1 protein-coding gene is annotated in these 1,415 nt (G+C 81.3%); it reads right to left on the bottom strand.

Features of this window, described 5'->3' with window-relative positions; all coding sequences use genetic code 11:
- Positions 1-110: 110 nt before the first annotated feature.
- Entirely contained in the window at positions 111-1,304 is a 1,194-nt protein-coding gene (locus HLB09_RS17085; RefSeq protein ID WP_171204485.1) for a hypothetical protein, read from the bottom strand.
- Positions 1,305-1,415: the final 111 nt, after the last annotated feature.

Raw genomic sequence — 1,415 nt, 5'->3', positions numbered from 1 at the left:
GGCGGCGGCGCGGGCCCTCGCCCGCACGGTCCGGGCGGCGGCGCTCCGTGGGGGCGCCGGCGGGCACGGCCCCGCATGCTGCCACGCGGGCGCCGCGCCCACCCCTCGCGTCAGGAGGCGGTGGCCTCCACGAGGACCCGGTCGGCGCCCACGGCGCGCACGGGACCGGGCTCGTCCGCCGTCGGGACGACCAGCGCGACGACCTCGACCCACTTCTGCTCCAGGCGCTCGGGCGCGTCGTCGCGGCCGGCGAGCGCCGCCACGGTCTCCGGCAGCTGGAGCACGGCGCCCTCCTCCTCGACCACCTGCACGGCGCTGCTGTCGAGGACCCCGACGACGAGGGCCCCGCCGTCGGCCGTGGCCACGGCGCGGACGGCGTCCGGCCGGGGCGTGCGGGTGGTCTCGAGCGCGAAGAAGTCCACCGCGTCGGCCTCCGCCCGCTCGGCGCGCACCTCGGCCCGGAAGGCGTCGTCGGCGACGACGTCGAGACCGGGGCCCTGCTGCTCGGCGCCGGGCTGGTCGGCCCCCTCGTCGGTGGCCCCCTCGTCGGTCGCCCCCTCGTCGGTCGCCCCCTCGTCGGCGGACCCGTCGGCCGGCGCGGCGGGGTCCCCGGCCGACAGCGCCTCGGCGTAGCGCGCGACGGCGTCCTGCGGGCTGAGGACGAGCCCCTCCGCGGACGTCGGGTCCACCGGCGGGGCCCCCTGCTCCGCGGTGGCGACGGGCGGCACGACGGCGCCGGGCAGCAGCCCCGTGGTCGTGACGACGCGGTAGGGGCTGCGGACGTCCTCCTGGACGAGGACGGCGAGCTGGGGCTGCGCCTGCGGGCCCGTGATCGTCGCCCACGTGCGCGGGAAGGTCGCCGCGGCGTCCGCGGGGGACGGCGCGCGGTCGGGCGCCTCGCCCTCCTCCGCCCCGGGGACGCCGACGGCGGGGACGACGTCGCGCAGGGCGTCGGCCTCGACCGGCACCGGGGCCGGGGCGTCGGGCACCAGCTCCTGGAGCCGGTACCGCGCCGCCCGCACCTCGGCCGCCACGCCGGTGACCAGGGGGTCGAGGAGCGTCGCGTCGCGAGCGGCGTCGGCGGCCGCCACGGTCTCCGCGACGTCGGCGTGGACCTGCTCCAGCTGCTCGGCGTCGACGGCGGGCACCGGCGCGCCGACCTCCTGGGGCCGCGGCGGGGGCAGCGGCTGCTCCGATGCGCAGCCCGCGGCGAGGCCGGCGAGGAGCACGGCCGCGCACGCCCGGACCGCGCGCGAGGGTCGGCGCCCGGGGCGGTCGACCGGGCGGTGCTGCGGGCGGCTCATCGGTGCTCCTCGTCGCGGTCGGCACGCTCGTCGTGGTCGGCTCGCAGGTCCTGGTCGGCGCGGTCGGCGGGCCGGTCGCGCGCGCCGGCGCTCTCCTCCGGCGGGACGGGC

The organism is Pseudokineococcus marinus, assembly GCF_013004605.1.
GTDB classification, from domain to species: domain Bacteria; phylum Actinomycetota; class Actinomycetes; order Actinomycetales; family Quadrisphaeraceae; genus Pseudokineococcus; species Pseudokineococcus marinus.
This window is presented reverse-complemented; position numbering and strand designations above follow the sequence as displayed.

Excerpts from the sequence above, each read along its gene's own strand:
- HLB09_RS17085 (WP_171204485.1), bottom strand. The coding sequence starts at position 1,304 with ATGAGCCGCCCGCAGCACCGCCCGGTCGACCGCCCCGGGCGCCGACCC.